The 25,733-nt window shown below is 45.6% G+C and carries 18 protein-coding genes; 11 read left to right on the top strand and 7 right to left on the bottom strand.

The window, feature by feature from the left end:
- Nucleotides 1–228 precede the first annotated feature (228 nt).
- Nucleotides 229–2,937 (bottom strand): HTH-type transcriptional regulator MalT, encoded by a 2,709-nt coding sequence (gene malT, locus R7Q41_RS01130; protein ID WP_005374834.1) that lies wholly within the window; start codon nt 2,935–2,937, stop codon nt 229–231.
- Nucleotides 2,938–3,671: 734 nt separating this feature from the next.
- Between malT and R7Q41_RS01135 the strand changes: the two genes are divergently transcribed.
- The 5 genes from R7Q41_RS01135 to R7Q41_RS01155 all read left to right on the top strand — a co-directional run bounded on the left by R7Q41_RS01135 (nt 3,672) and on the right by R7Q41_RS01155 (nt 13,951).
- The gene (locus R7Q41_RS01135) at nt 3,672–6,125 is read left to right on the top strand and encodes a glycogen/starch/alpha-glucan phosphorylase (protein WP_053307964.1); all 2,454 of its coding nucleotides are present in this window, start codon (nt 3,672–3,674) and stop codon (nt 6,123–6,125) included.
- A 117-nt stretch (nt 6,126–6,242) separates the two neighbouring features.
- Nucleotides 6,243–8,423 carry a 4-alpha-glucanotransferase gene (malQ, locus tag R7Q41_RS01140; protein ID WP_005374838.1) on the top strand — a complete coding sequence of 727 codons (2,181 nt, stop codon included), beginning with the start codon at nt 6,243–6,245 and terminating at the stop codon, nt 8,421–8,423.
- Between the two features lie 232 nt (nt 8,424–8,655).
- Entirely contained in the window at nt 8,656–10,899 is a 2,244-nt protein-coding gene (gene glgB, locus R7Q41_RS01145; RefSeq protein ID WP_064354969.1) for a 1,4-alpha-glucan branching protein GlgB, read from the top strand.
- A 136-nt stretch (nt 10,900–11,035) separates the two neighbouring features.
- A complete protein-coding gene (mtgA, locus tag R7Q41_RS01150) occupies nt 11,036–11,710 on the top strand; it encodes a monofunctional biosynthetic peptidoglycan transglycosylase (RefSeq protein WP_025768637.1) in 675 nt (224 codons plus the stop codon).
- Nucleotides 11,711–11,890: 180 nt separating this feature from the next.
- Nucleotides 11,891–13,951, top strand: coding sequence for an alpha-amylase (locus tag R7Q41_RS01155; protein WP_005374841.1), 2,061 nt, complete (start codon nt 11,891–11,893; stop codon nt 13,949–13,951).
- Nucleotides 13,952–14,020: 69 nt separating this feature from the next.
- Here R7Q41_RS01155 and R7Q41_RS01160 read toward each other — a convergent pair whose 3' ends face one another.
- Both R7Q41_RS01160 and R7Q41_RS01165 read right to left on the bottom strand, forming a co-directional pair.
- Nucleotides 14,021–14,737, bottom strand: a complete 717-nt coding sequence (locus tag R7Q41_RS01160) for a DsbA family protein (protein WP_005374842.1) — start codon at nt 14,735–14,737, stop codon at nt 14,021–14,023.
- Between the two features lie 96 nt (nt 14,738–14,833).
- The gene (locus R7Q41_RS01165; protein WP_049872671.1) at nt 14,834–15,121 is read right to left on the bottom strand and encodes a hypothetical protein; all 288 of its coding nucleotides are present in this window, start codon (nt 15,119–15,121) and stop codon (nt 14,834–14,836) included.
- A 448-nt stretch (nt 15,122–15,569) separates the two neighbouring features.
- Here R7Q41_RS01165 and R7Q41_RS01170 point away from each other — a divergent pair, with 448 nt between their 5' ends.
- The 4 genes from R7Q41_RS01170 (at nt 15,570) to R7Q41_RS01185 (ending at nt 18,447) form a co-directional block, all read left to right on the top strand.
- A complete protein-coding gene (locus R7Q41_RS01170) occupies nt 15,570–16,307 on the top strand; it encodes a nucleoside recognition domain-containing protein (RefSeq protein ID WP_005374846.1) in 738 nt (245 codons plus the stop codon).
- A complete protein-coding gene (locus tag R7Q41_RS01175; protein ID WP_005374849.1) occupies nt 16,307–16,774 on the top strand; it encodes a YjiG family protein in 468 nt (155 codons plus the stop codon). The genes R7Q41_RS01170 and R7Q41_RS01175 overlap by 1 nt, the downstream gene beginning before the upstream one ends.
- Nucleotides 16,775–16,783: 9 nt before the next feature.
- Nucleotides 16,784–17,908 (top strand): M20 family metallopeptidase, encoded by a 1,125-nt coding sequence (locus R7Q41_RS01180; protein ID WP_047102407.1) that lies wholly within the window; start codon nt 16,784–16,786, stop codon nt 17,906–17,908.
- 164 nt (nt 17,909–18,072) lie between these two features.
- Complete coding sequence (locus tag R7Q41_RS01185) at nt 18,073–18,447, top strand: YkvA family protein (RefSeq protein WP_053303903.1); 375 nt, start codon at nt 18,073–18,075, stop codon at nt 18,445–18,447.
- Nucleotides 18,448–18,551: 104 nt separating this feature from the next.
- Here the strand turns inward: R7Q41_RS01185 and R7Q41_RS01190 are convergent, their stop codons facing one another.
- From R7Q41_RS01190 to R7Q41_RS01200, 3 genes are all read right to left on the bottom strand, one after another.
- Entirely contained in the window at nt 18,552–19,856 is a 1,305-nt protein-coding gene (locus R7Q41_RS01190) for a dicarboxylate/amino acid:cation symporter (protein WP_053303902.1), read from the bottom strand.
- A 402-nt stretch (nt 19,857–20,258) separates the two neighbouring features.
- Entirely contained in the window at nt 20,259–21,524 is a 1,266-nt protein-coding gene (locus tag R7Q41_RS01195; RefSeq protein WP_318144314.1) for a DUF1835 domain-containing protein, read from the bottom strand.
- A gap of 280 nt (nt 21,525–21,804) precedes the next feature.
- On the bottom strand, nt 21,805–22,695 hold the full coding sequence (locus R7Q41_RS01200) for a LysR family transcriptional regulator (RefSeq protein WP_318144315.1): 891 nt from the start codon (nt 22,693–22,695) through the stop codon (nt 21,805–21,807).
- 109 nt (nt 22,696–22,804) lie between these two features.
- Here R7Q41_RS01200 and R7Q41_RS01205 point away from each other — a divergent pair, with 109 nt between their 5' ends.
- Nucleotides 22,805–23,113: a monooxygenase gene (locus R7Q41_RS01205; RefSeq protein ID WP_005374871.1), complete on the top strand. Its 309-nt coding sequence runs from the start codon at nt 22,805–22,807 to the stop codon at nt 23,111–23,113.
- A gap of 7 nt (nt 23,114–23,120) precedes the next feature.
- Nucleotides 23,121–23,492: a hypothetical protein gene (locus tag R7Q41_RS01210; protein WP_054579383.1), complete on the top strand. Its 372-nt coding sequence runs from the start codon at nt 23,121–23,123 to the stop codon at nt 23,490–23,492.
- 65 nt (nt 23,493–23,557) lie between these two features.
- Here R7Q41_RS01210 and R7Q41_RS01215 read toward each other — a convergent pair whose 3' ends face one another.
- Entirely contained in the window at nt 23,558–25,726 is a 2,169-nt protein-coding gene (locus R7Q41_RS01215; protein ID WP_318144316.1) for a polysaccharide biosynthesis tyrosine autokinase, read from the bottom strand.
- Nucleotides 25,727–25,733: the final 7 nt, after the last annotated feature.

Raw genomic sequence — 25,733 nt, forward strand, 5'->3', positions numbered from 1 at the left:
TCTTAAGCCGAGGGTCACCTAGCCAACTGACGTTGTTAGTGAATACAATTTGTTCACACTAAATATAAGCCAATCGCGATTATTGCGGTTGGCTATTTTTTTATATGAACAACGTTACTTACGTGCTTTGCAAATTGCACCTCTCTTACTGTCAGTCATAAAAAAGGGCTGACGTGTTACGCCAACCCTTGTGTTTTACTTTACGTTTTAACCCGTTTATCTAGCAGTTCAGTATCCCATTAACTGTAGCAAATTTTCAGCTGTCACAATGGCTTCTTTACGATTAGCAATATTAAGCTTTTGGTACAGGTTGCGAATGTGGGTTTTAATTGTCGTACCTGCCACATCCAGCTCTTGTGCGATTTGCTCGTTACTAAAGCCTGAATAAATCAGTCCCAGAACCTGCCATTCGCGTTGTGTTAATGGGCTGGTACGTACTAGCTCTGGCACATTAGGGTGATTCACCAACTTTTCAATAAAGTCTTCATCAAAGTGAATCGACCGGCTACGTTGATTCGATGAAATGTCCTTCATTAACTGTTGAGCACGGTGACGCTCAAGATCGCCCAGTTCATGGCGGAGGCTCAACTTCTCCAGCAGACCGCCAATGGTTGCACCATCAATCAGGAAGTTTCCGACCATGCCAGTTTGGTTCGTCATTACTAATGCTTCTTTTAACAGAGCCTTGGCTTGCTCCTCATCTTTTTGGCGAGCAGAAAGGACCGCTTCAACCACTAAGTTGCGATTAGTATCTGTGATTAGGTTAGTGCGACGAGCTTCACCTTGGAGAAAATCTAACGCAGCACGAGCGTCGGTATATTGGCCTAAATTAATGTGGGCGCGAGCAATGTTACGCCATTGCAATTGAGAAAAGTGGTTGCATGCCGATTCAGGACGAACCGCAGTGTTGAGCCATTCTTGCATTGCATCGGTATTCCCGCGCGCTTGCCAAAATAGAATCAACGATAGTGAAGCGTTTGCAGTCCAATCTACGTGATAAGTCGACTGTTTCATCAAGTGCTGTATATGCTCAATGAATTTACCTGCTTTGTCTAATTCACCGCGTCCAATCGCAATACGCGCCAACATCGAATAGCTATGTAAGTGCTTGCTTGGTGAATGGTTTTCGAGAATTTGCAGACCTTTGTACGCGCATTCTTCCGCTTCATCAAGTCGGTTCCAGCACCAAAGTACTTGCGCGCGAATACGCAGCAAAAATTCATGAAGAGGAACATGCTGAAGCTGCTGATCTTCAATCAGACGAAATGCGGAATCTTGTAGTTCAAAGGCAGCTTGCACGTAACCTTGTGCAATTAAAATCTCGCTTTGCTGCAATATTGCCCATAACGCTTGGTGATATACCTGATACTGACGAGCTAGCTTTTCAGTTTGTTGCATCATCGGCAAAGCACGGTCTAGTTTACCTAGCACGTGGTTAACTTCACCAACAACCGAAGTCGCCACAATTCGGCTACGGTAAATTGTGTTATCAAGTTGGCTAAGCGCTAGCTCCGCTAATTCGAGAGCTTTTTCTGGTTGGTTACTGTTGATAGCCACTTGAGCAAGCAACGCGTTTGCTTGACCTTGATAATGAATATCTAACGCAATGTTACGCTTTTTGTGTTCCTCTTCCGCTTCTTCAAGCAGGTGGCCCACTTGGTTATAACGATGCTGACTTTGAGCCAACCATGCTCGGAGCATCGTAAGTTTTGGGTGGCTGAACAACAGATCATCGTCCAACTTGTTAATTGAGCTTTCCAGTGTGCTGAGTTCGCCTTGGTTAAACATCTTCCAGCCGAATTCGTTTAGGATCTCTACCACTAAGTCCTTATCATTCGATTTTTGTGCATGATGAATCGCTTGGTGTGGTGCTTTTTGTTGTAACCAAGCGATAGCAGCATTGCGGTGGAGATCTTTTTCTTGCTGAGGAATACGAGCTTGGCGCTCATGCGATAAAAACTCGCCAAATAAGTTATGGAACCGGAACCAGTTCTGTTCCCCTTCGAGCGGATAAATGAATAAGCCGTAACGGTTAAGCGATTCAATCATTCCCAGTGCATCTTCGCGTTGGGTAAGGGCAAACACTAGCTCATCATTGAAGTGGTCAAGCACGGATACTTGCATTAAAAAGTGACGAGTTTCGTGATCGAGTAAGTCAAACACTTCTTCGACCAAGTAATCCCACAAATGCGCGTGATTGAACTGCGATACCGACTCTACAGTTTGCGCCAATGTGCGGTTTTGATGTTGGGCTTGTAATGCGATCAACTGCATCGCCGATGGCCAACCTTCAACATAGGTTCTTAGGCTGTTCGCCATGTCTTCATCAATACCATCGGCGATACGCTGGTTAAAGAAGCGAGTGGTTTCTTCGGTATCAAACGCCAACATCTCGTTGCCAATTTCGATCATTAAATCACGAACACGTAAGTTTGCAGTGCCTAGAGGCGGCGCTGCACGACTGGTTACCACAACGGTGAGGTTGTCTGGCATGTGCTTTAAAAAGAAACGCATGGATTCATGGATTTCATCATTCGTGATTAAATGGTAGTCATCAAGCACCACGTAGCATTCTTGATGAAAGTCAGCCATTTCTGCGAATACTTCGCTAAATAGGGAGCGTAAAGACGAGATCTGACGTTTTTCCGCCAGTTTTTGTGCGTTAGCGCAACTGAAGTTGGTGGCTTTGTTTAATGCTTGAAGCAGATAGTTTACAAAGCGAAAGCCGTCGTTATCGCTGTCATCAATGCTGTACCAACCGACGTTTGGCTTATCGGATAGCCACTGCGCTGCCATTGTTGTTTTTCCGTAACCTGCTGGGGATCGGAATAAAACCAATTTGTAGTAAGGCGCTTGCTGTAGTAAGTCCAACACTCGTGGGCGCACGATGGCATTGTGCAGGCGTCCTGGTCGAGTAAGCTTAGATGGAATCCACATTAGTAGTTATGTCCTTATTTATGTATACCCAAATGACAGCAACGTGATCATTCTAGTAAAGCCCCCTTGAAAGCCGTCTTACTGAATGATGTCATCAGCATCAAAAACACTGTTTGAATGCCGGATAATGTCGCTACTGTTGGGGCTTGCGTCCGTCTGAAAAACCATTCCATACGGTCACTTAGATATAAAAGCTAGCGAAAACTAGAAATAACTCACATCGCCTAATTCTAGTTTGTATAAAAAGCGTACAATCCTGTGAGCTGAGTGGGATGTTACGACATCAGAAATGTTCGTTACTTTGATCCACTTCCTAATTCTCAAGGGTTGATGGATTTACCATCAACTACGCCCTTTATTTGTGATTGTTGTCACTTAAATATCGTTTGTTTCGTTAGCGTTAAGATCGCGTTGCACATAGATTACGAAAAGTTCTTCTACGCTGACCGAGTTAATGTGACCGATATTACAATTTTCACATCATCAGATGAGTGGACTATAAAAAGCGTCATGAACGGGTTTTAACCTTTCTCACATTCCATTGTGATCAAAATCACTAAGAACTGGCGCAAAGTTCACTTTGTTGAGATTTGGATCACTAACCTAGCAATGGTACCCCCTCTACGCCCTCAGCTCTCCTCCTTCAAAGGATGAGAATTAGGAGGATGTTTATTCACAGAGGTAAATGCACGATGTATGGCAGATGAATTACCAAAAGACGTGAGAATTTCGTAATGAAACCTACTCAACAAAAACAATTTGACAAGAAGTCGTTCCAAGAAAGCGTAAAGAAACACCTATCTGTAACTTACGCTCATACGATTGAAAACGCAGACAGCCGCGCATGGTACCTAGCAATGGGGCATGCTCTGGCTGAATTTACTACTCTAGATTTGCTTGCGACAGAAGAAGATCCACGCATTAAAAGTGCGAAGAGCGTTAACTACCTTTCGCTAGAATTCCTTATCGGTCGTTTGACGGGTAACAACCTAATCAGCATGGGTCTGTATGAACAAGTAACAGAAGCAATGGCTGAACTGGGTTACAACCTAACTGATCTGCTAGAAGAAGAGCGCGACCCATCATTGGGTAACGGTGGCCTTGGTCGTCTGGCTGCGTGTTTCATGGATTCATGTGCGGCACAAGAATTCCCAACTGTCGGCTATGGTTTACATTACGAATACGGTCTATTTAAACAGTCATTCAAAGATGGTCGCCAGCAAGAAGCACCTGACGCTTGGCGCGGTGTAGAAGGCTACCCTTGGGAAATTGCGCGTCCAGAACTTGCGCAAGAGATCGGTTTCTACGGTCACGTTGAAGTGATTAACGAGAACGGTAAAGAAGTTCGCAAATGGGTACCAGGCATGACAGTAAGAGCAATGCCTTGGGATCTTCCAATTGTGGGTTACGAATCAGACACGGTTTACCCGCTACGTCTTTGGGAATGTCAGGCGATTGCACCATTCTCACTAGCAAGCTTTAACAATGGTGATTACTTCGAAGCTCAGCACGCACTGATCGACGCAGGTAACATCACTAAAGTGCTTTACCCGAACGACAACCACGAGAAAGGTAAAACACTGCGTCTAATGCAGCAGTACTTCCACTCAGCAGCGTCTGTACGTGACATCCTACGTCGCCACGAAGCTGCGGGCTACTCGCTAGCGGATCTACCTAAGCAAGAGACTATCCAGCTTAACGATACACACCCAACGATTGCGATTCCTGAACTAATGCGCATCCTGATGGATGAAAAAGGTTTAACTTGGGAAGCGGCTTGGGAAATCAGCTCTAAGACATTTGCGTACACCAACCACACGCTACTTCCAGAAGCACTAGAGACATGGCCAGAGTCGCTAATCCAGCACCTGCTACCACGTCACATGGAGATCATTTACGAGATCAACCACCGCTTCCTACAAGACGTACGTGCAATGTGGCCGGGTGATGTCGCGAAGCAACAGAAGCTTTCTATCATCGAAGAAGGTTTCCACCGCATGGTTCGCATGGCAAACCTATGTGTAATCGGCTCTTACGCAGTAAACGGTGTAGCAGCACTTCACTCTGAATTGGTTAAGAAAGACCTATTCCCAGAGTTCCACGAAATGTACCCGACACGTCTACACAACGTAACGAACGGTATTACGCCACGTCGCTGGTTGAAGTTCTGTAACCCAGGTCTGTCTCAGCTTATCACTGAGAAAGTCGGCCCAGAATGGCCAGCGAAACTAGAGCAACTTGAAGGTATTGCGAAGTACGCTACTGACGCGACATTCCAAAAAGAATTCATGGCAGTGAAGAAAGAGAACAAAGAACGCCTAGCAACTTGGGTGAAAGAGAACATGGGTATCGAGCTCGATACTAATGCAATCTTCGATGTTCAAATCAAGCGTCTGCACGAGTACAAACGTCAGCATCTAGACTTGCTACACGTACTGTCTCTGTACCACCGTATTCTTAATGAACCAGGTTTTGAGTGTACGCCACGCGTTGTGTTCTTCGCAGCAAAAGCAGCACCGGGTTACCACCTAGCGAAAGAAATCATCTTCGCAATCAACAAGATTGCAGACAAGGTGAACAACGATCCTCGCATCGGTAACAAGCTGAAAGTGGTATTCATCCCTGACTACCGCGTGAGCATGGCTGAAATCATTATCCCTGCGGCTGACGTTTCTCAACAAATCTCGCTAGCGGGTAAAGAAGCATCAGGTACAGGTAACATGAAGATGGCGCTAAACGGTGCGCTAACTATCGGTACAATGGATGGTGCAAACGTTGAGATTCGTGAGGAAGTAGGCGATGAGAACATCTATATCTTCGGTCTAGATGTTGAAGGTGTGAAAGCGCTGAAAGCTCAAGGTTACAACCCATTTGATTACTACAATGCGGATCACTTACTCAAAGCGTCAATGGACTTGCTATTGGGTGAAGAGTTCACACCAGGTCAACCAGGCTTACTGCGTGCCACATACGACAGCCTACTAGACGGCGGTGACCCGTACTTATGTCTCGCGGATTTCGCCTCTTACGTGAAAGCACACGAAGACATGAGCGAACAATATAAAGATCAAGCTGGCTGGGCGAAGAAGGCCATTCTTAATACCGCCCTTGTTGGCAAGTTCACGTCAGACCGCTCAATCCGCGACTACGTGAACAATATCTGGAAACTTGAAGCGGTGAAACGCTAATAGAACCTAGTTAAGACCAAGGTAGCCAAGCGCTACCTTTGGTCATTTTCCAAAAGAAGTTATTGATAACAATAAAACCCTACATGGAAGGTGTTGGTATTACCTTCGGAGAAAGCGATGAAAGAACAAACAGCATTAAAGAAAGTCGCGGAAATGGCGAGATTGGCTGATAGCTATGTCAGTGCTTGGGGAGATGAGGCGAAAGTGTCTGAGGAGACGCTACGCCGCTTGCTCGCTTCGCTTGGCTACGATACTAGCAGTGATGAAAAACTACTGGCTTCTGCTGAAAAGAAACATAAAAAAGACGTACTAGCCCCTGTTCTTGTTTTACGCGACGGCGAACCAGTCGAAGTGGAACTAAACCTAGGTACGAGTGCTCGTGAGAGTGAATTTAGCTGGCGTTTAGAAACAGAACAAGGAGAGGTACTTGAAGGCTATCTTCAGTCCCAAATTGTTCGTGATGAGCGTGCTGAGGGTGGCCCTCTAGTGTTTGCATTGCCAAAGAACTTGGCTTGGGGTTATCACAAACTGATCATCAGTCGTAAGCGTCGTAAAACACCTTACGAGATGTCATTGATCATTACGCCGAAAGCGTGTTTCAAACAAGACGATCTAAACCAACACAAAAAGCTATGGGGTCCTAGTATCCAGCTTTACACACTGCGTACTCAGCATAACTGGGGCATCGGTGATTTTGGTGACCTAAAACAACTGGTGAGTGATATTGCCTCTCGTGGCGGTGACTTCATTGGCTTGAACCCGATTCACTCGCTGTTCCCTGCGAATCCAGAAGGGGCAAGCCCATACAGCCCGTCTTCTCGTCGCTGGCTGAACATCATGTACATCGACGTAAGCTCTGTACCTGAGTTCGCGCTTAGTGCAGAAGCACAACAGCGAGTGGGTAGCGCAGAGTTCCAACAACGTCTACAAAAAGCGCGAGACTCTCATTGGGTGAATTACACCGAAGTTTCGCAACTAAAAATGAGCGTTCTTCCGCTGCTATTCAGTGAGTTTAAAGCTCGCCATTTAGACAAGAACACCGATCGCGCTCGTGCCTTCTTGGACTTTGTTGAAAAAGGCGGCGACAGCTTGCTACATCAAGCTGCATTCGATGCACTTCATGCTGATTTACATGCAGAAGATGCAAACATGTGGGGCTGGCCAGTATTCCCTGAGAAATACCGCACATTCGACGCAGCTGGTACTCAGAAGTACATTAAGGACAACCAAGATCGTGTTCACTTGTACATGTACCTGCAATGGATCGCAGACGATCAAATCAAAGAAGCGCAAGCGCTAGCCGAAGAAAAAGGCATGGCTGTGGGTTTGTACCGTGACCTTGCGGTTGGTGTTGCAGATTCAGGCAGCGAAACATGGGCTGACGAAGGCGCGCTAGTATTGGATGCAAGCATCGGTGCGCCACCAGATGTACTTGGTCCACTAGGCCAAAACTGGGGTCTGCCTCCGCTTAACCCTCAGGTTTTAGAAGCGACTGGCTACGACGCTTACATCAAATTGCTACGTGCTAACATGAAGCATTGTGGTGCATTGCGTATCGACCACGTACTTGGCCTGCTTCGCCTTTGGTGGATTCCAAAAGGCGAGAAAGCGACAGAAGGCGCATACCTGTACTACCCAGTTGAAGACATGCTAGCAATCCTAGCGTTGGAATCTCACCGTCATCAGTGTTCTGTAATCGGTGAAGACTTGGGTACTGTACCTGATGAAATCGTTGATATCCTTCGTGATGCGGGTGTGCATTCGTACAAAGTCTTCTTCTTCGAAACATCAAAAGACGACGGCGGTTTTATTTCTCCGAAGCACTACGCTGAGCAGTCTATGGCTGCGCTGTGTACGCACGATATGCCAACACTACGCGGTTTCTGGCACTGTGATGACTTGAAGATGGGGCGTGAGATTGGTCTGTACCCTGATGAGCAGCAGTTGGAAGGCCTATTCGCTGACCGCTTGAAGTGCAAACAAGGCATTCTAGACAGTGTTCGCTGGCATGGCTATCTGCCAGAAGGCATTGGTCATGATGCTCAGTACGTGCCAATGGATTCATACCTAAGCGAAGCGCTGCAACTGCACGTAGCCGCGGGTGACTCTGCACTGCTTAGCGTTCAGCTTGAAGACTGGCTAGAAATGGATCAACCTGTCAATATTCCTGGTACGGTGGATGAGTATCCAAACTGGCGTCGTAAATTGTCGATGAACCTAGATGAAATCTTCAGCCGTGAAGATGTGAATCGTATTTCTAAACGCCTTACTGAAGTTCGCGCACAGGCGAGTAAGTAAGATGCCTAGAGTGGCGTAGATGGACGAGCTGATTACCAATTTTGTTAGCTCAGAGGTACGAAAGTTCCGTCTAGGTCACTCATTCCTAAAACACAATCCGTTAGGATGAAGTACCGTTATTATGCCCGCGACAATAGCGGGCATTTTTGTATTTTGACGCCGTTTACGCAACGAACGTGAGAAGCGGAGTCTTTTTGTGAGTTCACAACGTTGGCTGTGGAGAAACCGATGTTTGATTCAGATCTCTGGTCTTGAAAAGGATGTTGGCTCTAGGGAGAAAGATTTGAAAACCACCAAAACCAAGAAAATAAAGAAACAACACGAACGCGCATACGAACTGCTTGCTGAGGCGGCTTACTCAGATCCATTTGCGGCGCTGGGTCCATTCATTGACGACGAAGCTTCGCTGAGAGTTTGGATGCCGGGCGCAAACAAGGTTGAACTGCTTGTTAATGGTGAACCTCGCGTGGCGCTTGAGCGTGATGGCGACAGCGGTTTCATCTTAAAAGAACAACGCGATTTACACCTGACCCACTACCGTTTAGCGGTCGATTGGAATGGTGTTGAACAAATTATTGATGACCCGTACCAGTACCACAATATCTACCAAGAGTACGAGCATCTGCATACGCCAAAAGACATGTATCACTACATGGGCGCGCACTTTGTCACGCTAGAGCGTGGCGGTGAAAACATCTCTGGTGTGCGTTTCCTTGTTTATGCACCACATGCATCTGCTGTTAGCCTTGTGGGTTGCTTCAACCAATGGGATGGCCGTCGTCATCCAATGCAACGCTTAGACTACGGTATCTGGGGCCTATTCATTCCTGGTTTGGAAGAGGGGGTACAATACAAATTTGAGCTCAAAGGGCCAAATGGGGAAGGGTTGCCACACAAACAAGACCCTTGGGGTTTCTACTCTGAGCAATACCCATCGTTCGCATCCATTACCTACGATCACAAGCGTTACCAATGGCAAGATGCGAAATGGCAAAACCGTGCAGTGACACAAAAGCGTGATGAAGCGTTATCGTTTTACGAGCTACATGCTGGATCATGGAAGCGCGACGAGAACGGTGATTTCCTGAACTACCGCGAACTCGCGGAGCAGTTGGTGCCATACCTTGTGGATATGGGCTACACCCACGTTGAGCTGATGCCTGTGTCTGAGCATCCATTCTATGGTTCATGGGGCTATCAACCTGTTGGCTTGTTTGCACCAACTAGCCGTTTTGGCTCACCTGATGATTTCAAATTCTTCGTGGATGCGTGTCACCAAGCTGGTATCGGTGTAGTGCTGGATTGGGTTCCTGCGCATTTCCCATCGGATGATCATGGTTTAGCTAACTTTGATGGTACGCCTCTGTTCCATGATCCAGATCCTCGTCGCGGTTGGCACCAAGATTGGAACTCCTACATTTACGATTTAGGCCGTGAACATGTACGTCGCTTCCTTGTCTCGAATGCGCTGTACTGGTTTGAACAATTCCATATTGATGGCATTCGTGTCGATGCTGTTGCGTCGATGCTCTATCTCGATTATTCACGTAGCCACGATCAGTGGGTCCCGAACGTTGATGGTGGCAACGAAAACTACGACGCAATCGCAACCTTAAAATGGATGAACGAAGAAGTGTACAAGTACTTCCCGAATGCGATGACGATTGCGGAAGAGTCAACGGCGTTTCCGGGTGTGTCTGCGCCAACCTTTATGGGTGGTTTAGGCTTTGGCTTCAAGTGGAATATGGGGTGGATGCACGACAGTCTTTCATACATCAAAGAAGATCCTGTTCACCGCAAATACCACCACAATACCATCACATTTCCGCTAGTTTATGCGCACAGCGAGAACTACGTCTTGTCTCTCTCTCACGACGAGGTGGTGTACGGCAAAGGCTCTATTCACAACAAGATGCCGGGCGATGAATGGCAGCAAACCGCAAACCTAAGAGCATACTACGGTTATATGTATGGTCAACCGGGCAAAAAGCTGAACTTCATGGGCGCGGAAATCGGTCAAACGGCGGAGTGGAACCACGATGATCAGTTGCAATGGTTCTTGCTAGAATACGAGCGTCATCAAGGCGTTCAAAAGCTGATGCGAGATTTGAACCACTTGTACCGAAATGAAGCGGCGATGCACGATCAAGATTGTGTTCCTGCTGGTTTTGAGTGGCGTCTACAAGACGAAGCGGATGCGAGCATCCTAGCGCACGAGCGTATTAGTAAAGAAGGTGAGCGTATTCTGATCATCACCAACTTTACGCCCGTACCACACAAGCGCTTTCGTTTAGGCGTTCCAAATGCAGGTCAATACGAACTGCTACTGAATACAGACGACAGCAAATACGGCGGCAGCGATTTTAAAGTGCTGACCAGTGTGAAAACGGAAAAAGTTGAAAGTGAATCACTGCCTCAATCACTTGAGCTTCGTTTGCCTCCACTTTCAACCGTGTTCTACAAGCTGCACAAATAATTTAGTCTAATCAAATTCTAAGCCCGTTTTACATTGTAAATCGGGCTTTTTTTGACCAAGTTTTCACTAACGATAAACAGACTGCATACTCTATACTTGCATCATATTGTTTTGTTAAATCAGGCTAGGTCGGACTTTGAGAAAGATTAAATCCCTTCTGTTCAATATCTTATTGGTGCTTTTGCTTTTACCAGTGATGCTCGTTGGCATAGTGAAATACATCGATCCACCAATTTGGGGATGGAAGATCAGCCGCATGATTTCTCCTCCTGAAGGATTTCCTGAAGAGAGTCAAAATGAATGGGTGCCTTTGAGTGATATTTCTAAACACATTCAACTGGCCGTGATTGCGACAGAAGATCAAAAGTTCCCGACCCATTACGGAGTGGATTTTGATTCCTTGTTTAAAGTGATCTCAGAGTCTGGCGAGAACGGTCCCTCTCGCGGTGCGAGCACGATTACTCAGCAAACTGCAAAGAACGTGTTTCTGTTTCCTTCACACTCTTATGTGCGCAAAGCGTATGAGCTTTATTTTGCTCTGCTGATGGAAGCAATGTGGAGTAAAAAACGCATTCTTGAAGTGTATTTGAATGTGGTGGAGTTTGGTCCAGGTATTTATGGCGCGGAAGCCGCTGCGCAAAACTACTTTGGTATTCCTGCTAAACAACTTTCAACACGCCAAGCAGCAAGGCTTGCGGTGGTGCTGCCAAATCCGTATCGCATCAAAGTTTACCCTCAGACTTCTTACACCATCAGCCGCGTCAATTGGGCGATGAGACAAATGCGTAACCTTGGTAGCATTCAGCTTTAAACTCCTTTTTACCCTGCTCATAAGTAGAACTACGCCCCCATAAAAGCAAAATGTGAAGCGTCACAAGCTTTAGGGCGTAGCCTTTCAGAATGATGTGCTCAGTTTTTCATCCATTTACTATTAGTGTGAATAAAACTACAACACGAATACTGCGCCTATGCGCAACCAATGGACTGAACGATGAAACTGAATCTGATTACGACGACCTTATTGCTTGCATCGGCAAGTGCCATCGCCGAGCCAAACATCACCATTTCTACCACGACCAACAGCCGTGACTTTCCTTTAAGTGCAGAGCAACCTTTGGTTGTGCCCTTAACCAAAGACGGATACACGCTCAAAATCACGGGTGTTGAAGGCGACTGTGTCGCGCCTGATGGTCAGAAGGTCAAATTCAACAAACCTATCGCGCTGAACTGCGGAAAACCAACAGAACTGCCGTTAAAAATCCGTTTTACTGGCGATTACTCTTTTGCTTTTGATGCGGAAGCCAAAACTCTACGCTTCAAGCGTGAACCTAAGAAAGCTGCCAAGACAGAATTCAAACGCCCAATCCCACAAGTGCAATGTGAGGTTTACCAAGGCGGCGAAGTCACCATCGCGCTGGGTGACAGTTTCCCTGATGGCACCAAGTTGCGTGATGCCTATTCTGGTCAAATGGTCGAAGTAAAAGATCAGCAAGTATCGCTGACACCAAGCAAAGATTCCGGCGGTTTGGTGCTACTAGAGCCAGTGAAGAAAACCAAAGAAGCAGTACCGTTTGATTACCGTAATGCCAATATTTACTTCGTGATGGTCGACCGTTTCAACAATGCCGATACCAGCAATGATAACAGCTATGGTCGCAAGAAAGACGGTAAAGAAGAGGTTGGTACCTTTCACGGTGGTGACCTAAAAGGTGTGATCGAAAAGCTAGATTACATAAAGAGCCTAGGTACCGATGCGATTTGGTTGTCGCCAATCGTTGAGCAAGTACACGGTTTTGTGGGCGGCGGCGATAGCGGCTCATTCCCATTTTACGCTTACCACGGTTACTGGACGCGTGACTTTACCAAGATTGATGAGAACTTCGGTAACGAAGCTGATCTTAAAAAGCTGGTGGAAGAGGCACATAAACGTGGCCTTAAAGTCTTGATGGACGCAGTAATCAACCACACTGGTTACTCAACGTTAGCCGATTTGCAATTTGACGGTATTGAGGTGTTAAAACCAAACGCTGACCTACCTAAGAAATGGGGGGATTGGAAACCAAAAGCGGGCGAAAACTGGCATAGCTACCACCAGAATATTGATTACCAGAGTCCAAACTGGGCGAAATGGTGGGGCGGTGACTGGGTAAGAACAGGTCTACCGGGATACCCAGTTCCGGGCAGCAGTGATATCACCATGTCATTGGCGGGTTTGCCAGACTTTATCACTGAATCAGACAAAGCCGTGAAGCCAGCTCAATGGCTATTGGATAACCCTGGCACTCGCGTTGAGGAGCGTGACAATTACACCGTCTCGGACTACCTAATTGAGTGGCAAACTGATTGGGTGAAACGCTTTGGCATTGATGGTTACCGTGTCGATACGGTGAAGCACGTTGAAGGCGATGTGTGGAAACGCTTGAAAGAAGAGGCATCAAGCAGCCTTGAGCAGTGGCGTAAAGAGAACGGTAAGTCAGGTCAGCCATTCTGGATGATGGGTGAAGTATGGGGACATACCGCTTATCGCAGCCCTTACTTTGATGATGGCTTTGATGCGTTGATTAACTTCGACATGCAGAAGAAATTAGATAAAGGCGCGGCGTGTTTCAGCCAAATGGCAGACACTTACCAAAGCTATGCGGACACTATCGCCAATGAGAAAGACTTTAACCCTGTGAGCTACATGTCTTCTCACGATACCGAGCTGTTCTTCTCTCGCTTCAAAGATTACGGTATGCAGCGTAACGCCGCGAATGCACTGCTTCTGAGTCCTGGTGCTGTTCAGGTTTATTATGGTGATGAAGTTGGTCGTAACATTGGTCCTTACGCGGACGATTTCCACCAAGGCACTCGTTCTGACATGGTATGGAAGCTATCTGATGAGAAGCAAGCGCTGCTCAAACACTGGCAAACTCTTGGTCAGTTCCGTAAAGCGCACCCAGCGATTGGTGCGGGTCAGCATCAAGTAATTGAACAAGAAGGCGCGTACGTGTTCTCTCGCTCGCTTGGCAATGACAAAGTCGTTGTGGCGTTTGTGGGTCGCGACAAGTAGTTAGAACTTCGTTTTAAGCCTAGATAGAAAAAGCCCTTCCTTGAGTTATCAGGGAAGGGCTTTGTTGTATTAGTTCGCCAGTTCTTGGTCGATGACTTTTTCTAGCTCGTCAAACGGCACATAGCCAGGAATGACTTGATCATTAATGATCAACGCGGGCGTGCCGCGTAAACCAAGTTGCGTGAAATACTGATAGTTTTTATCAAGCAACGCCTTGGTCTCTTTGTCGTCGACAAGCTGTGCTTCTGTCCCCGTTTTTTTCGCGATTTGATTTAAGGAACGTGCGTCATGTGCGCCCGGTTTTTTCACCAATAACTCATGCACTTGTTCGTACTTATCTCGCTGGTTTTGCCAAACATTTAATGCGTAACTTGCCGAGTTGTAGCCGTTTTTCTCGTATTGTTCTTTAAAAGAGACATTGAGGTTAAGCACTTTTACCTGCGGATATTCCTTACCAACTTTGACCAGCTCTCCTTCTAAACGTTTACAAAAAGGGCAGCTGTAGTCTGTTACGTTAATAATGGTTAACTCAGGGTTTTCAGCACCAAAAGAGGAATGTTTGCCATCACTTAGATATTGACGAACCTCCTTCAAGGTGTCGCCAAATGACTGTTGATACGCAATGTACTCTTGAAGGTTTTGGTGCAATGAATCAAGAATTTGAGGGTTTTCTTTTAGTATCTGAGTAACTTCCTCTAGCTTTTGTTCTGCGGTCTTTTCTGATGCGAAAGATACGGCAGGTACGATAGCCATCGTTAACGCCAAAAGTGTACGAGTGAATGTCATAATATTTCCTAAAACTTTTAAATTTCGTTGTTTGTTATGTGAAGTGAATAAAATATGTACAAAAGTCAGGCAGAAAGGTCTCTCGCCTTGCTGGCTTTATTCTCTAAACACGCAAAGTTTTAGGTGAACCCGATACTTTTCCGGTATCGGTTCTGTGTATTCCAGATAGCGAATTGCTGTGGTTGTCATCGGCAGCGCCACAATCAAAGCAAACAGAAAAAATGGAATAAGAATATGATCAAACTGATGTTGGTACGCTTGAACTAGCTTTTCTGAAAGGTCGCAAGATGGTGATAAATTCACACTCTCATCTTGCTGACTCTGTATTTGGTGAGCCTTCGGGCAGCTTTTCGAGAAACCAGAATTTTGGCTTAAGCATATCATCACCACCCAAAGCACGAGGGCGAGTGTCCATTTGGCTATTTTATATTGTGAGCGTAACAATGGGTCGTATAGTCCTGTTAATTCTGGTTTATGCCGTTTACATATGACCGGACTATCCTAACCTAAATTTCGTGGCTGAATGTTACTTTCGAGTTAATCGATATTGCCTCAATGCCAAAGTATGAAGTACGTCATGAATGTTGTAGAAAGCAATATTCGTCAGAATCATTTGTTGAGTTGATGAAGAAGTCGTGAGCTATCGATATAGATTAAAATACCTAATTGTTAGAACAAACTTTTATTATCTTTCAATTGTGATTGGAATCATAAAACAATACTTCATAACTGAGTCGCGATAATGTTCGGCAGGCGGATTGATTTTGATCATCTCTCTAGCACATTATTCAGGTGAACATATGTGTTAAGTTCCACATGTGTAGGTAATGTTATGAAAATTCCTGTTCAAACTGAGCGTAAAGTTACACTGGGGTGCTACGTTGCTCTGGCGTTTGCGGTCGTGTTCTTTTCTGGCCTGATGCAATCTAGCGAATGGTACGGTGTATTCGATTTTACAACGCTCAATGGCTCTTTCGGCAAGGTGGCGTATGGTGTCACCGAAACGGCTGACGGTGTGCAAGTTGCAACAACGTCGCTTCGCGGTACTGGTGGTAGCGGTGCTCGCGACGGTTTCATTTTCGCACTTACTTTGATTCCAACTGTTATGTTCGCCTTAGGTATGATCAACGTACTTGAGCACTACGGTGCACTTGAAGCAGCTCGTAAGCTTCTTACTCCTCTTCTACGTCCTCTAATGGGCATCCCTGGTAACTCTGGTCTGGCTTTAATTGCTTCTCTACAAAGTACCGACGCGGGCGCGGCGATGACGCGTCAGCTAAAAGATGAAGGTCACCTAACTAAGCGTGAAACGGACGTATTTACCATGTTCCAGTTTACTGCAGGTGCGACCATCGTGAACTTCTTCTCATCAGGTGCTGTGCTGTTCACATTGACGATGGCTGACGGCTCTCTAGCGGTCACGTCTTCTATTGGTTTAGCGGTTGTGGTGATGTTCGCATTCAAGATCATCGGTGCAAACCTGTTCCGTATTTACCTGAACATGACGGAAGGTAAAGAAGACAAACAAGACCAAAACAAATCAGAGAACCTAAAAGAGGAGACGGCATAATGGGTGACGTTAAAGCGAAAAAACCAATGGTGACGGATATCTTCGTCGAAGGTGCTAAGAAAGGTTGGGTAATTGCGACTACCTCTACGGTTCCTAACGTATTGATGGCGTTCGTTATCATCAAAGCGCTGCAAATCACTGGCGCGCTGGATCTGATGGGCACGGTGTTTTCTCCAATCATGGCGGTGTTTGGCCTTCCTGGTGAAGCGGCTGCTGTTCTTATCGGCGCTTGGATGTCGATGGGCGGCGCAGTGGGTGTGGTTATCACGCTGTTTGACCAAGGCATCCTAAACGGTACGCACATTGCGATTCTTGCACCTGCTATCTACCTAATGGGCTCTCAAGTTCAGTACATGGGTCGTATCATGGGCCCAATTGGTACTGAAGGTCGTTACATCCCAGTTATGATTGCGATCTCAGTATTGAACGCGTTTGGCGCAATGCTGGTGATGAATCTGTTTGTCTAGGAGTGAATCATGCAATTCTCTCTAAATGAATATCTAGAAGAGCTACGTCCGCTAATCAATGTGGATTGTGGTACTTACACTACTGATGGTATCGAGTTTATCGCTTCTCAATTTGAAGAGAAGTACCAAGCGATGTCAGGTTGGAGCGTAAAACGCATCGACTGTGGCAGAGCGGGCATCGGTCTTGAAGTTCGAAATAAGCCGGAAGCTGAGCAAATCGACGTGATGCTGATTGGTCATATGGATACCGTGTTCCCTGTGGGTACTGCTGAGCTTCGTCCAATGTCTCAAGATGTAGAGAAAGCCTACGGTCCGGGCGTCTCGGACATGAAATCTGGCTTGCTCAACATCGTATACGCGATGCGCAATCTAGACCAAGCGGTGTTGGATAAGCTGTCTATCGCTATCTGCATGAACCCAGATGAAGAGACGGGCTCTCTGGACTCTGTGGATTGGATTCAATCAGTAGCGAAAAACGCTAAGAATGTACTGGTTGCAGAAGCGGCACGTGCAGACGGTGGTTTAGTGAAAGCGCGTAAAGGCATGGCTCGCTACAAAATGACCTTTAATGGCGTTGCTGCTCACGCAGGGAACGAGCCAGAAAATGGCCGCAGCGCAATCACTGAGATGGCGAATTGGATTCTAGCAGTCAATGCAATGACCAACTTTGAATCTGGTACCACGCTGAATGTCGGTATTGTTTCTGGTGGCAACGGAGCGAACATCGTCCCTGAGCACGCTGAAGCGATCGTGGATGTGCGTTTCTGGAGCAACGAAGAATACGATGATGTCGATAGCAAGCTAAACGGCATGCTGGAAACACCATTCGTTGATGGCGTGAGCATTGAGTTGGTTCGTGAAGCGTATAAGCCTTCTATGGTGCCAAGCCCACAAACAGAAAGCTTAATGACATTAGTTGAAGAAGCGGCAAGTGAACTGGCGATCGACATCAACTGGAAAGAAGTCGGTGGCGGCTCTGATGCAAACAATACGGCGATTCTTGGCGTTCCAACTTTGGATGGTCTAGGACCTATCGGTGCGGGCTTCCACAGCGATCAAGAGTACTTGTTGCTTGAGTCTATCGAACCGCGAATCAAAATGCTGATGCGTGTACTGGAGAAGATAGCTCAGTAGTGCACTCGACAACTTAGTTCCCAACATCACGATCCCCAGACTTCGGTTTGGGGATTTTCTATCTGTGTTTTTGTTTCACTTTACTATCATTTCTTGTTATTAATCTTGCGTTCAGGTTCGATTTATTAATATGTTGGCCACAGTCATAAATTTCGGAGGCAACGATGACCACAACAATGTCTGTAAAATCGGCGCCGAAAGACGCCAAAGATCAAACGATGCAAGCGCCAGATGAGAAAACATTCTGGCGAAAAATGAAAGGGTCGGTTAAGAAAGCGGGTGAAGAAATTGCCGTAATGGGCATTAAATCATGGCTCGCGATGACAGATTCTAACACCTCTGTTCGCCATAAGGCGATTTTAGGTGGTGCGCTGGCATACTTTGTCCTACCAACAGATATGGTGCCAGACGTACTCGCTGGCGTCGGTTTTACCGATGACATGGCAGCACTTACCTTAGCCGCGAACTCAGTCGGTAATGCCATCACCGACGAGCATGAAGAACAAGCGAGAGAAAAGCTGAATTCGATGGCGGATTAGAAAGAGTATTTCTAGACGCGGAGAAAACAAAAGCCCCGATGTTTCCATCGGGGCTTTCTTTTGGACAGGACTATATAATTTCAGAATGGTAATCGTAGAACGATTTAGGCGTCAGCGCGTTTAAGATGCACTTCTTCTTCGGCTACGCCTGCCATTGGGTCGTTGAAGCGAGCTTCATCCAATGCACCTTCTGATTTCGCAACGATGACGGTTACAGCACTGTCACCAGTGATATTTACCGCGGTACGAATCATATCAAGAAGACGGTCAACACCCATGATGAGCGCGATACCTTCAAGCGGCAGACCAACTTGGTTCAATACCATAGCAAGCATGACAAGACCCACACCAGGAACACCTGCGGTACCGATAGACGCCAGAGTTGCCGTCATGATAACCATTAGGTAATCGCCCATAGTTAAATCAATATTGAAAGCTTGAGCAATAAACGCAGTTGCTACGCCCTGCATGATCGCCGTACCGTCCATGTTTACGGTTGCACCAAGTGGTACTGTGAACGATGATACACGGTTCTCAACACCCATGCGGTGCTTTGCTGTTTCCATTGTCACTGGAATCGTCGCGTTCGATGATGCTGTAGAAAAAGCAAACATGATCGCGTCTTCCATCTTACGTAGGAACGTAATTGGGTTTAGACCTGTGAAACCTTTTAACATTAAGCTGTAAGTAACTAGACCGTGTAGGACAAGCGTACCAGCCAGTACTAAGAAGTACTCTGCCAGATTGACGATCGCGCCCAGACCAAGACCAGTAAATAGCTTCGCCATTAAGAAGAACACCCCATAAGGCGCCAAGTTCATCAAAATCGCGACCAGTTTCATGATCACTTCATTCAGATCAGCGAAGAACGCTGCAATACGTTCACCAGGTTTGCCTGCTGCGCTGATCGCGATACCAAATAGTACCGCGAACACAATAACTTGCAGGGTTTTACCTTCAGCCATCGCACTGATAGGGTTGGTTGGGAACATATCGATGATCACCTGACCCAAAGATGGTGCTTCTGCTGATTTGAATGAACTTGCTGCGGTTAGGTCAGCGCCAGCACCTGGCTGGAACAGAGTACCCATAGTTAGAGCAAGCGTAATCGCGATAGCCGTTGTTGTAACGTAGAAAGCGAGGGTTTTACCACCCATGCGACCCAGTGTAGAAAGGTCTTTGAGGGAGCTAGTACCACAAACTAGTGAAACAAACACTAGAGGGACTACGAGCATTTTTAAGCTGGCGACGAAGATCTGTCCACCAACTTCAAATAATCCATTAACAATGTATGCGTCGACAAATCCGTTGCCGGCAAAAAGTGTGCGAATTGCAAATCCTGTCAAGATACCCGCTACCATACCCAAAATTACGCGGCTGGTTAGCGACATCGGTTTCTTGGTATTCATGAGAACACTCCTTATAGTTATGCACCTTGAGTTCACTTCAAAGCGGCGAGCAGAGTAGCAGTGGAGTGAGAAAATACGAAAGAATAATCCTCTAAATGGTTAATAGATGTGAACTTTATCACTAATAAAAATAGAGTTTTAACTAAATCTTAACTATTTGACTGGTCGAAAAGTTTGTATTTTAACACTTTTATCGAACATACAACCGATAAGAAGGAGTGTTTACATTTATTTTTGGTAGTAAATGGAGTGCATATTACCTTTAAGGAGTGTTGCTCTTGCATAACTATCTAGATTTTATTCAGGCTAGAAGCCGTCTCTTTTTGACTGTTTTTGTATTGGGCTGAACACCAGGGGCTAACGAGCCGTCTATGCCCCTGCTTATGTTACCTATCCGCTGAATCAATGATGGTTGGTCAATGTAGATAATTGGAGGTGATCCCAACTCCAATAATTCTGACTGGTATTTTTAATCCCTCCAACCCAATAGCATTGTTTCGCTCGTATTAAGCCTTCCAAACACTGCTTGCCAGCCTCAGTGATACGGACGCTTTGTTCCCACCAGTGCCTTTCACGTGACTCAATCGTGATCAAAGGTGTTTGACACTGTGCTAGAGGGAGGAGTAACGCGTAAAACATCACGTCTCCTAGGTAAGGAAGAGGTTCTAGTTGTTGATATTGCTCAAACCAATCTTTGATGGGAATTGAACGATTTTGCGAGCTCAAGACCTTTAGTGCGAGGTGTTGTGTCAAGCTCAATCCAGTTTGTGAATTAGGTAACTCTTGCAAATGGCGTTTAAGCACGTTGAATATATTGGGCAAGCAATCCAGGTTATGCTGCTGAATCAAATTAACTATGGAAATAGGTGTCGGTGATGTAATAGCGTGCCAACACCGTTTAGCCTGACTGAATAATTTTGCTGTCACAGGTTTACGGTATCGCCAACAAGAACGAATAGCTTCTTCAGGCAACGGCCCAAAGCCGATGAATCGCTCAGTACCCGGAAACTGGTTCAACTCAATGATCTCTATCACTTTGTTCTCTACATTCTCTAACAGTGTTAGAGCACGAATTAGCATCAATTGATCATAGCTGTCATGTTCGACCCAAAAGACGATTCGTTCAAATACATCACTTTGCAACAGATCGAGGTTTGATTGTTCCAATGTGACTATATCTTGAACCGAGTCTTCACGCTTCATCACAGGCAGCAGAGTCTCTACGACATATTGGGCACGAATGGCAAGGAAGTTCTGTGGTGTTGCTGGTATGGGGCCAATACAAAGCGGATCGATCAGGGCTAAAAATGTCCCTTCAAATCCGCTGGCTTTAAGTTGTTGTTGAATGTCGTGGCCACAACGAACGTGTAGCGTTTTTACTTTCGCATCTAGGGGCGGTTTTTGTTCTTTGATGGCTCGTTTGTGCGCTTCTAGCTCTTCGACATGAGCTTTTAGTTTACTCCAACTGGATAAGCCCAGTTCTCTTGCGAGTGCATGTTGAACGTCAGCCAATTGAATTGTATTGGGAGTCAATGACTCTGGTTTGGAGTGACATCGCTTAACTAACTCCAACGTAGCGTCATCGTATAGGCGGATAGCTTTGAGCCTTTTTTTAGCAATGGATTTTTGCTGATTGATATTGATCGAGAAGCTATTTGTAGAGTTCATATTTCACCTTTCTTATTTCTTCCACACTCGCCTAAATAGAAGCTAAAAAGAAGGTAAAAACAGATTGTGCCTGCTAAACCAAGCAGGTGAGGATATTGCCGTGAACCGAGTTCTTTCCGCGAGTGTTGGGTGCTTTAGGAATGAGCAGAGTGATAGTAGGTGGTCGCTATCCTTCGTGCAACCTTTTGTGAGAGTGTAGCGTCACAAAATGGCCGTTTCTCTATATTTAGGGAGAATCAATAGGCGATAACACTAGCGATTCAACTCAATACCACTGTCGCTAGGCTCGAGTTTCTACACTTTTGAGTAAAGTACGATAAAGCGCTTGAGTCGCAGGACCACTTTTGGCTCCTTTGGGCAAAGTGAGGTGCAGCGCAACTTGATATTGATGGGAGTGTTCGATCTCCAATACTTTAATTTTATCGCTCTTGCGGGCTGCGACTAAGTGCGCTGGTAGCCGACAAAATCCAGCGCCTTGCTCTACGGCGTGAAAAGCGTGGTCGAAGTTATCGACGGTAATACGCTGACGTGCGCGTAACCAACCCACATCTCTTTTCGTTTTGTCTGAATTGCCTAAGTCACGGATGACAATTTGGCTGGTGGTTGCAAAATCGTCGATGGAAACATGCGGCTTTTTAGCGAGTGGATGGTGTGCTGCGATTACAGGCAGCATGGTTGTTACGCCAAATGCTTCGGCAGGGTAGTTGGTTATCGGTAAGTTGATGATTGCGATGTCAGCGAGCTCATTTACGACCATTTCGGTTGTTTTGCTCAGTGACGTTTCAACCACTTGAACGGAGGTCGTGTTGTTGTCCTCCAAAAATTGACTGAGTGGTGCATAAAGCCAACAAGGGTCACAAAGATGATCTATTGCGACCGTGATTTGAGATTCCACCCCACTTTTTAACTGCTCGCTGATGACTTCTAGTTCCCGCGCTTGTTCAAGCATGGATTGTGCACGACGCAGTATGGTTTTGCCGTGCTCTGTCAAACCCGCTTTGCGCCCTCGTACTTCGATAAGTTGAATACCAAGTTGGTCTTCTAACTTCCTCACCAAGTAGATCAATGTGGTATGGCTCTTGTTGAGCAGTAAAGCTGCGGATTGAATGCTGCCTTCTTGATTAATCGCTTGTAGCGTTTGCCATTGTTCTAAGGTCGTTTTTAGTCTCATGAGTCAATTTTTTAGACAGTTAATGGCGAAATTATGAACTTTTCTGTCAGTTTTATAAAGGTAATAATCTTGTCATCGAAAACGAGTCAATAAGAAGAGGAGACTCAAGATGGCGAAATTATTGCAAGTTGATTTTGAATTTCATGGTCCGTTTGGTGACGAGATGTCGAATGCTCTGGTCGACTTAGCTAAGTCGATTAACCAAGAGCCGGGCATGATTTGGAAAATCTGGACGGAAAGCGAAAAAGACAAACTCGGTGGTGGTATCTATCTTTTTGAAGATGAAGCCACGGCGCAAGCTTATCTCGAAATGCATGCCGCACGCTTACGAAAAATGGGCGTAGTCGAAGTACGAGGTCAAATTTTCGATATCAATGTGCCGTTAACTACGCTCAATCAAGGGCCTATTAGAGGATAAGGAGATGATGACCAACCGCACTTTTCTAACCGCTCATGGTGTCGTATATACGGTATTCGCTTTTGCGTTGTTTTTTGTACCAACCATAATGTGGCCGATCTATGGAGTACAAATTAACGACCAGTACGCGCTGTTTTTATCGCAGCATACTTCGATCTTTTTAGGTGGAATCGCTGCGGTGAGTTTGATGTTACGTAATGTGGAATCAGGGCATACTGCGAAACAGCTGTTTAAAGCATTATTGATTACTAATGGCTTAGGGGCAGTGATTACTACCTATGCCGGCATTATCGGAGTATTTGTCGGTTTTGGTTGGAGTGACCCAATATTCTTTGTCTTGCTTAGTTTGATTACGTACAAGCAATTAAGAGTGCAATAGAAAAAGCCCTGCTGTTTCTAGCAGGGCTTTGTCATATTTGGTTTAATTAGCGATCTAAATTCAAGTTATGATTCGCTTTTGTACGCGTAGTTATAGTAGCCGTATCCATAGCCGTATGAGTTAGATGCTTTTTTCTCAACTGCATTGAGAATCACACCTTTAACTTCAACGCCTGATTGCTCGAAGCGACCTTGCGCGACTTCAATCTCCTTCAAAGTCGTTTGATCAAAACGAGCGACCATCAGAGTTGTTCCTGCAAGCGCGCCAACAATGCTTGGGTCGGTAACTGCGAGTACAGGCGGCGTATCGATGATGACTAGATCGTACTGTGCAGACATCTCGTCAACAAAGCTCTTGAAGCGAGGGTGCATAAGAAGTTCTGACGGATTTGGTGGTACTTGGCCGCGAGTCACAACATCTAAATTATCAATGGATGTAGATTTAATGATGTTGCTAAGGGATGTCTTACCGCTCAAGTAATCAGAAAGACCGTTGTCCCAACGTAGACCGAAGCATTGCTGCAAATAACCTTTACGCATATCCGCATCAATAAGCAGCACTTTCTGACCGGTTTTCGCAGCGACGGCCGCAAAGTTGGTCGATACAAATGTTTTGCCGATAGATGGTGCAGGACCTGAAATCATAAGAACGTTATTCTTCGCCTCCATCATTGCAAAGTGCAAGCTAGTGCGAAGACTACGTAGAGCCTCAATGGAAAGATCGGCTGGGTTAGCTTCCGCTAGAAGGACTAGCTCATTGTTGCTGCCTTTGTTGCGCTTAAGCTTGTTTGCAAATTCCAGTTGTTGAATAGATTTTGGAACGCTTGCGTAAACTGGCATGCCAATCTGTTCAATTTGATCTGGTGTTTCCACACCACGGTGGAATGCTGCACGAATTAATACGAAAGCAATGCCTGCCATACCGCCAAGCAGTGTTGCTAGCACAACGATAAGCGCTTTTTTCGGCTTGATTGGCTTAGAGAAAGATTGAGCGTTATCTAAGATTCGAACGTTGCCAACTGTTCCGGCTTTAATAATGTTGAGCTCTTGAACCTTGTTCAATAGTTGGATGTAGATTTGTTGGTTTACTTCTACATCGCGTGTCATACGTAGAACTTCACGCTGTGTTTTCGGTAACTTTTGAACTTGTTTATTAAGACGTTCTTTCTCTTTTAGTAGTGTTTCACGTTTATCAAGTAGCGACTTATAAGCTGGGTGATCCTGTGTGAAGCGTTGGCTGATCTCACTTTCTTTGAATGTAAGCTCATTTAGCTGTGCTTCTAACTCAACCATTACTTTCAGCGTTGACTGAGCTTCAAGGCCTAAGTCGATAGATTCATTTTCTTGACGGAACCGATTTAAAACGTCTTCAGAAGCGGTCAGTTTTGTTTTGATGTCTGGGAGGTGACCTTTCAAGAACTCGAGGCTTTGCTCTGCCTCTGCAGAATTTCGTTGAACGTTTTGTAAGAAGTAGTTTTGGCTAATGTCGTTCAAGATATCTTGAATCTTAGCGCGGTCTTCACCAGAGAAGCTTAAAGATATAATCCCGGTTTGCTTACCACGTTCGCTAATCGATAAGTTTTCTTGAAGTTTATTAATTGCATCTAATTTACTGATTTTGCTGACCGTGAATGAGTCACCAGTTTGAGCCACAAGTTCAGTCGCCAAAAACTGGTATCCATTCTTCTCAAGCAGTTCACCAACTTTACCTTCTAAAATGACGTTATTGTCATCTTCTAAGAGCCTGAACATCTGTTTTTCAGAATCAATAACTTCAAGAGTTAAAGGAACGCCAACTGCGTAAGAAGGAGCATTAAATCGTGAAATGCTCAGACTGATTTGCTCACCTTGTAGTCGAGCGAGGCCTTTACCAATAATTGGCATGTAGTTTGGAGAAACGACAGTCGCTAAGTTGAACTTATCAACAGTACCGCCCAAGATCATACGAGATTTGATGATCTCTATTTCTGTTGTCGCTGATGATTCTGCTGAAAACAGCTCTCCCATATCACCAACCATCGCTGAAATACCACCTGAACTCTTACTTTCGATTTGGATAAGAGCGTCAGCTTTATAGATAGGTGTTGATAGAATGGCAACGCCGACGCCTATAATTGAAAATAGGACTACGGTACATAGAATGAGCCATTTGGCATCGAGAATGATCCCAAATAACTTTCCCAAATCGATCTCATCGTCGGCTTGACGTGATTGCTTAATAGTTTGTGTTGTCATTACTTTA

The sequence above is a fragment of the Vibrio sp. 2096 genome, from assembly GCF_033339595.1.
Lineage (GTDB): Bacteria > Pseudomonadota > Gammaproteobacteria > Enterobacterales > Vibrionaceae > Vibrio > Vibrio alginolyticus.